This window comes from Dellaglioa carnosa (genome assembly GCF_026948345.1).
In the GTDB taxonomy this organism is placed as follows: domain Bacteria; phylum Bacillota; class Bacilli; order Lactobacillales; family Lactobacillaceae; genus Dellaglioa; species Dellaglioa algida.
Genome location: NZ_JANXLI010000002.1, coordinates 361489 through 368413, shown reverse-complemented (window position 1 = coordinate 368413; position 6925 = coordinate 361489). Strand labels below are relative to the sequence as shown.

General features: G+C 36.0%; 8 protein-coding genes. 1 reads left to right on the top strand and 7 read right to left on the bottom strand.

What is annotated here, in order from left to right; genetic code table 11:
- The 7 genes from N0K80_RS04665 to N0K80_RS04635 form a co-directional block, all read right to left on the bottom strand.
- A partial coding sequence (locus N0K80_RS04665) for a MucBP domain-containing protein (RefSeq protein WP_269023932.1) occupies positions 1-2061 on the bottom strand: 2061 nt, incomplete at its 3' end.
- 473 nt (positions 2062-2534) lie between these two features.
- Positions 2535-3188, bottom strand: a complete 654-nt coding sequence (locus tag N0K80_RS04660; RefSeq protein ID WP_146342721.1) for an amino acid ABC transporter permease — start codon at positions 3186-3188, stop codon at positions 2535-2537.
- Between the two features lie 17 nt (positions 3189-3205).
- Positions 3206-3844 carry an amino acid ABC transporter permease gene (locus tag N0K80_RS04655; protein ID WP_146342720.1) on the bottom strand — a complete coding sequence of 213 codons (639 nt, stop codon included), beginning with the start codon at positions 3842-3844 and terminating at the stop codon, positions 3206-3208.
- Complete coding sequence (locus N0K80_RS04650; RefSeq protein WP_146342719.1) at positions 3841-4668, bottom strand: transporter substrate-binding domain-containing protein; 828 nt, start codon at positions 4666-4668, stop codon at positions 3841-3843. The genes N0K80_RS04655 and N0K80_RS04650 overlap by 4 nt, the downstream gene beginning before the upstream one ends.
- Positions 4669-4702: 34 nt before the next feature.
- Positions 4703-5440, bottom strand: coding sequence for an amino acid ABC transporter ATP-binding protein (locus tag N0K80_RS04645; RefSeq protein WP_146342718.1), 738 nt, complete (start codon positions 5438-5440; stop codon positions 4703-4705).
- Positions 5441-5591: 151 nt separating this feature from the next.
- Positions 5592-6404 (bottom strand): DUF6681 family protein, encoded by an 813-nt coding sequence (locus tag N0K80_RS04640; RefSeq protein ID WP_269023931.1) that lies wholly within the window; start codon positions 6402-6404, stop codon positions 5592-5594.
- A 17-nt stretch (positions 6405-6421) separates the two neighbouring features.
- The gene (locus tag N0K80_RS04635; RefSeq protein ID WP_269026201.1) at positions 6422-6736 is read right to left on the bottom strand and encodes a hypothetical protein; all 315 of its coding nucleotides are present in this window, start codon (positions 6734-6736) and stop codon (positions 6422-6424) included.
- Between N0K80_RS04635 and N0K80_RS04630 the strand changes: the two genes are divergently transcribed.
- Positions 6735-6878: a hypothetical protein gene (locus tag N0K80_RS04630; RefSeq protein ID WP_269026200.1), complete on the top strand. Its 144-nt coding sequence runs from the start codon at positions 6735-6737 to the stop codon at positions 6876-6878. The two genes, N0K80_RS04635 and N0K80_RS04630, sit on opposite strands and share 2 nt — an antisense overlap.
- Positions 6879-6925: the final 47 nt, after the last annotated feature.

Genomic DNA, 6925 nt, shown 5'->3' with positions numbered 1-6925 from the left:
TGTCTCTTTTAAGACCCACCCAGTTATGTCTTTACCACTTGTTTCATACTTATCCCCAACTTTGCCTGTGGGTAACGTATCTGGATCACTAATTTTATTCCCTTTTTCATCAACGTAGTTGACCGTAATTGGTGCTGCTTCTGCTCTTTCATACACATATGTCACTGTTTGTGCTTTTGTCCCATATGTGCCTGTCGCGTTTTCTGGTGTCTCTTTTAAGGCCCATCCAGAAATGTCTTTACCGCTCGTTTCATATTTATCCCCAACTTTGCCTGTGGGTAACGTATCTGGATCACTAATTTTATTCCCTTTTTCATCAACGTAGTTGACTGTAATTGGCGCTGCTTCTGCTCTCTCGTACACATACGTCACTGTTTGTGCTTCTGTCCCATATGTGCCATTCGCATTTTCTGGCGTTTCTTTTAAGACCCATCCAGAAATGTCTTTACCGCTCGTTTCATACTTATCCCCAACTTTGCCTGTAGGTAACGTATCTGGATCACTAATCTTATTGCCTTTTTCATCAACGTAGTTGACCGTAATTGGTGCTGCTTCCGCTCTTTCGTACACATAGTCAACAGACTGAGATGTTTTTTCAAATTTACCATTTGCATTTTCTGGAGTTATTTTCAGTGCCCAACCTTCCACAACTTTGGAATTCGTTGTATACTCATCATCAACTCTACCGTTTAATACATCCGAATCCGCAATCTTAGCACCATTAGTATCAACATAATTGACCGTAACGGGGGCTGCCTCTTCTCTTTGATATATATAAGAAACCTCTTGAACTACACCATTATAGGTTCCATTTGCTACACCTTGAACTTCTTTAAATACCCATCCGGTAATATTTTTTTGCTCAGTCATATATGCTTCGCCATATTTCCCTTGTAAAATAATTTCCTCACTTATCGGATTCCCTTTTGTATCAACATATTTAGCCGTAACGGGACTCGCCTGTTGGCGTTCATAGTGAACAACAATTTCACCTTGATCTAAGGTATACGTCAAATTACCATCGTCCGTATAATTGGTACCAGCACTCTTTGTCACACCTATTAATGAATATCCTTTATTCAGACCCAATATTTTTGCATTGGCCTCATCAAGTTTATTTTTAATATTTTCTGTCGTCCCTACTTGCCCCTCGAAATCCTCTGCGTTAATAATATCGGTCCCACCATCTGAATCATCAACATACCTAACTTTTGCAACTCCCGTAGCATCATATTTAAACTCTTTTAGCTTAAATTGTTGTAAGTTCGTTTGAGCACCAGTTGACGCCGATAAAAAGAATGCATAATTTTTATTAGTTTCCCAATCAAAAATATTTCTTTCCCATATTTTCCCGTCATACTTAACAGTCATAATATGTGTCTGCCCATCATATTCCATTAAGAAATCTTTAAAAGTATTATTCGAAGGTTCTGCTATTTTTTGAGCGGCTTCATTGCCCACACCATCATAAGTTTCAACAATACCGTTACTATCTGCTCTCATGAAAGCCCCAAAAGCATTTCCTTGTCCACTCACATTAACATTAGGCGATCCTTGGAACTGCCTCGGGTCTGCTAAAAAACGTTCTGCTTTTACATTAAAGAAAGTATCTGCCTTCCATCCAAAGGATCTAGGTAATCCACCAAGCCCAATCGCTCCACCATCATCACCAACCAACCCTGGGTCCCCATCAAGAAATCCAACGCCAATTCCATCCGCACCACTTTGTTTCTGGGACTTATTTCCAATATTAATCGATCCAGATAACGAAAAACTTTGTTCAACGTTAATTTTTGTTTTCAACGTTATATTTCCAACTTTATGTTTTACATCCGGCGTTAACGTTACAACTCCCGTTTGTTGATTATAACTCGCACTCCCTTGCAGATTAAAATAACTCAAAAAATTTCCCGGCGTAACGTCTGCACCACTTCTTACCGACTTCGTTTCTAGCACTATGGGACTAATTAAACTATGGCGAATCAGTCCCTTATTAATGTCCGCTCTTTCAACAAGTTGATCGAGCCTGTTCGCCCTAACAGGACTTACCATTGGGCTCATCAGAATACCACCACTTATCAAGCCTAAAATTATAGTTTTTTTATATTTCCTCGTATGAATTGTCATCCTATTCTCCTCATTTCTTTTGAAAGGGTCGATTAGTTAAACAGTTCTTAGCACATAGTATCTTTCACTAAACTATTATGTTGGGTCTCTTGCCGCTTTTACCTTTTCAACTATTGAAAGGCTTAATTTTAAATAATGACTATTTTCAGAGCGACTTGAAAATCCCTTAAATTCGTAATAATTATTCATGATTAATTTTTTTATGTATAATTTCATAATTACACCTAAGCCTTCCTTTATATTCTTTTAGTCACAACAAAACATATATATCATTAATTATTATCTATCTTAATCATAATAAAACGATTATAAACAGTCAAGTGAAACGCTTTCATATTTTTATATAAATAAAAATACACTTAAAATTAACTACTTTAAGTGTATTTCTTCTTAACTTATCACTATTTTTAAGCCAATCGTCTTTCTAGATATCTCGAAACCAATGAAAGTGCATAACAAACAACAAAATACATCACCGCTAAGGCAACGAACATCGGAATCACAAAGTTAGTATTTTGACCATATACTAACTGCGCATGATACAACAACTCCGGTAAAACAATGATTGTTGCTAATGATGTATCTTTAATTAATGAAATAAATTGACTAACTAAAGGTGGAATCATTTTCTTCAAGGCCTGAGGTAAAACAATCACCCGTAATCCTTGCCAGTAAGTTAGCCCATTTGCACGAGCTCCCTCCATTTGACCAGGTTCAACCGCTTGAATACCACTTCGAATAATTTCCGCTAACATCGCTGATTCAAACACTGTCATTGCCAGTGTTGCCGACCAGAATATTGATAGTCGAATACCAACATTAGCTAGGCCGAAGTAAACGAAAAATAAAATTAACAGTAAAGGCAAATTACGAATTAAATCAATTATAAATCCAACAATTGCCGATAAACGTTTTACTTTAATATAACGTGTTAGGCCTAGAATAGCGCCAATAATAAAACTAAAAACAATTGAAATAACCGAAACTTCGATTGTGACCAATAAACCTTGTAAAAGATAACGGATGTTTTCCCAACTATACGCTGCAATAAAATCTGACATAATTTTCTAGACCCCCTTTAACTTAATTTTTTTTCTAAATGTCTCATGTAATAACTCAATGGCATCGTAATAATCAAATACAATACCCCAATGATGATGTATGTATTAATCGTATCAAACGTCGTCGACGCAATAATATCACCCTGGTACATCAAATCAAATCCAGCAACGAAAGCTAAAACTGACGAGTTTTTAACTAAGTTAATAAACTGATTTCCCAAAGGTGGAATAACATATTTAAATGCCTGAGGCAAAATAATATGGAACATTGCCTGCATAAATGTCAATCCATTTGAGCGGGCACCTTCCATTTGTCCCGGATCAACTGCTTGGATTCCAGCGCGGACTGTTTCCGCGATAAAAGCAGACGTGTAAATTGTTAATCCGATTGTCCCAGCCGTAAACCCATTAATATTCGTGACGTACATTGGCACAACAACATAGAAAAACATTGCCACAACCAATAATGGGATATTTCTAAATATTTCGATATAAATACGCGCAATGATTTTTAAAATTCGATAGGGCATTTCTTCTAAAATTGCGAAAAAAGAGCCGATAATTAAACTAAAAAATAAAGCGAGAATACTTGAAAACAACGTATATCCGAGTCCTGTTAGTAATGCTTGCCAATGTTCAGTGAAAATCGTGATCATTGTTGACTCGCCTCCTTCACACTAAAGCCTGGAATATCACCAAACCATTTATTTAATAACTTTTCATAGGTACCATCGGCACGCATTTCAGCAAGTGCTTTATTAATTTGGTTTTTAAATTTGTCTTGGCCCTTATCAATTGCGATTCCATAGGGTTCATGTGTAAATGTACCACCCACAACGGCAAAATCAGGATTTTCTTTAACCATCCCATATAAAATACCATTATCCGTAGTTAGCGCGTCACCTTGTCCAGATTTCAGCGCTGTTAATGCTTGTGCGTAATCATCAAGTTCCAGTACTTCTGCTTTTGGCGCATACTTCTTCATGTTAATCACTGAAGTCGATCCTTTAACACCTAACACAATCATGCCATCCTTATTTACGTCTTTCACGGATTTAATCGAACTTTCTTTCTTAACTAAAATCGATTGTCCGGCGGCAAAATAGGGGTTCGAGAAATCAACTTGTTTCTCACGATCTTTAGAAATTGACATTGTTGCGATAATTGCATCAATATTGCCATTTTTCAGAAGTGGTATTCTTGTCTTACTTGTTACTTGAACAAAATTAGCCGTTGCATCTTTACCTAAGATTTTCTTCGTAACAGCGTCGGCAACATCAATATCAAATCCTTGAGTTTTACCCGTTTTAATATTCATTAAACCAAATAATTTGGTATCTGCTTTAACACCCCAGTTTATTGTTTTTGTTTCTTTAGCTGTCGTTAAGATATCAGATTTGCTTTTTGAGCCACAGCCCGCAATAACTAACACCATCACCAAACTCATAAACAATAAACTGATTTTTTTAAATTGCTTCATTATTTAATCCCCACTCTCACAGTCTTGAGTTCCTCTAATGTTTGATAATTTTACTCAAGAATTTTTTAGCACGTTCTTCTTTTGGATTATCGAAAAATTCTGCAGTTGTATCATCTTCAAGAATTTGACCATCTGCCATAAAAATAACACGATCGGCAACTTCACGAGCAAATCCCATTTCATGAGTAACAACAATCATCGTGATTCCTTCATTTTTCGCGATATCCTTCATAACTTTTAAAACATCATCAATCGTTTCTGGATCCAATGCAGACGTTGGTTCATCAAATAATAATGCCTTAGGTTTCATAGCTAAACTACGTGCGATGGCAATTCGTTGTGATTGTCCACCAGATAACATTCTAGGATATGATTGTGCTTTGTCAGCAAGGCCAACTGTTTCCAGTAAATCCAATGCAATTTTTTTATTTTCAGCTTCATCTCGTTTTAAAACTAAACGTGGTGCAAGCATAATATTCTCAAGAACGGTTTTATTTTCGTACAAGTTAAAATGTTGGAAAACCATCCCAACATTTTTTCTGATCTTATCGATATTTGTTTTTTTGTCCGCTAAATCAAAGTTAGTAACCAATAGCTGACCTTCGTTAACTTGTTCCAAGCCATTAATCGTTCTAATTAATGTACTTTTCCCCGATCCAGATGGTCCAATGATAACGACTACTTCGCCAGCTTCAACTTTTAAGTTAATGTTCTTCAATGCGTGAAATTTATCGTAGTATTTCTCCACATTCTTAAATTCGATCATTGCCATATGCTTAATCCCCTTCTCTTAACTCTCTTATTCTTTTTTTGTGATACTTTAATTATACTACCAAATGAACTTTTAATCGCAGCATTTTTTAAATGTACCACATAATCACAAAAAAAAGCGACAGCAAAGTATTTTTGCCGTCGCTTTTCTACTAATTTTCTTTTTCTTTATATGCAATTTGAACTTTAACGTGAAATTTGTGTAATTCTTCAATAACTGATGACCGTCCTGCAATCTTCCGATTTCCGCCAAAAATCGTGGCTGTTGCTAGGTAAATATCATACTGATCCTTAGCCGTTTCAATATCGGATAACCCGACATGCGTCAAATGACCAATCAACTGCTGGTCAATCTGATTCATCCCGGCATAAATATTCATTTTTCCATTCTCTATCTTTAACTCAAAAAATGGAAAAGCTACGGGCTGTGCTAACTCCGATACTGGTTTACCTGTACTTTTAATTTCTTTCATAATGGCATCATCTGATAACCCATCATAATCAAAATCCGAATAATTAATTTGCTTCATTTTATTAGCTATTTCTTGAACCGCTAATCGTTCATTTTTATTTGACTTCAATGTGGCCGGCATCATGATTTTTGAATCAAATAACCCATTTGTTTGGACGTAGCCTGGTTGCGTCCGGTGGCGTTTATTTTCTTCGATTAATTGTTTAGGTGGTCCACCCAATAATTTTTCAATTTTAGGGGATGGATCAAATTTAGTTGTTTTATTGGTGAAAAAATAAAGCACATTTAGACCAACAAAATACAACAATACAAAAAATATTAAAATAAACAAACTGCCGCGAACATAATAACCGTTAATGAAGTATCGTGACGCAATATACAATAGATACCAATTTCCGATAAAGCCCAAAACGGTATAAATTCTATTTTTTAACTTTAAATTAACGTTAAAGAAACCTAAGTAATGATTTGCTAAATCTAATAAGCTAAACATCTATTAACCTCCAATCTTTAATTATTATCCGTTGTAGTTGCCGAACTTTCTTTTGCAGGTGTCACCGTTTTTTTATCTTTTGCCGTGTTACTTGAAGAACTTACTTTATCTGCATTTGTTTTATCGTCCGTATTTTCCGGAGCGCTACTGTCAGTAACTTTTTCATCCGTACTTGTGCCTGCCGCTGAAGATGAAGTTTTCTTAACGCTACTGTCCTCTGAACTGCTTGATTCTGACTCTGAACTTTCTGATGAAGCTGACGAAACGTCAGAACTCGTTTCAGAAGAGGTTTCTACTTTTTTAGAGCTCGGATTGTCGTCTACCTTCGGCATGGACGAAGATGATGAAACTGTTGAAGAGACTGTTGCCCCTTCATTTGTATTCGTCGTTTTATTCACAACGACGTTCGTCGCACCCAATGCAAGTACTATAGAAACAATTGCAAAAGGCGTAATAAATGGTGGCGTTCTATAAGCCATTAACTCTCACTCCAATTTTATACTTCTTCCATTAAACCATAT

What these genes read in the sequence shown, in the direction of transcription:
- N0K80_RS04660 (WP_146342721.1), bottom strand. Translation starts at nt 3,188, where the DNA reads ATGTCAGATTTTATTGCAGCGTATAGTTGGGAAAACATCCGTTATCTT.
- N0K80_RS04655 (WP_146342720.1), bottom strand. Translation starts at nt 3,844, where the DNA reads ATGATCACGATTTTCACTGAACATTGGCAAGCATTACTAACAGGACTC.
- N0K80_RS04650 (WP_146342719.1), bottom strand. Translation starts at nt 4,668, where the DNA reads ATGAAGCAATTTAAAAAAATCAGTTTATTGTTTATGAGTTTGGTGATG.
- N0K80_RS04645 (WP_146342718.1), bottom strand. Translation starts at nt 5,440, where the DNA reads ATGGCAATGATCGAATTTAAGAATGTGGAGAAATACTACGATAAATTT.
- N0K80_RS04640 (WP_269023931.1), bottom strand. Translation starts at nt 6,404, where the DNA reads ATGTTTAGCTTATTAGATTTAGCAAATCATTACTTAGGTTTCTTTAAC.
- N0K80_RS04630 (WP_269026200.1), top strand. Translation starts at nt 6,735, where the DNA reads ATGGACGAAGATGATGAAACTGTTGAAGAGACTGTTGCCCCTTCATTT.
- N0K80_RS04635 (WP_269026201.1), bottom strand. Translation starts at nt 6,736, where the DNA reads ATGCCGAAGGTAGACGACAATCCGAGCTCTAAAAAAGTAGAAACCTCT.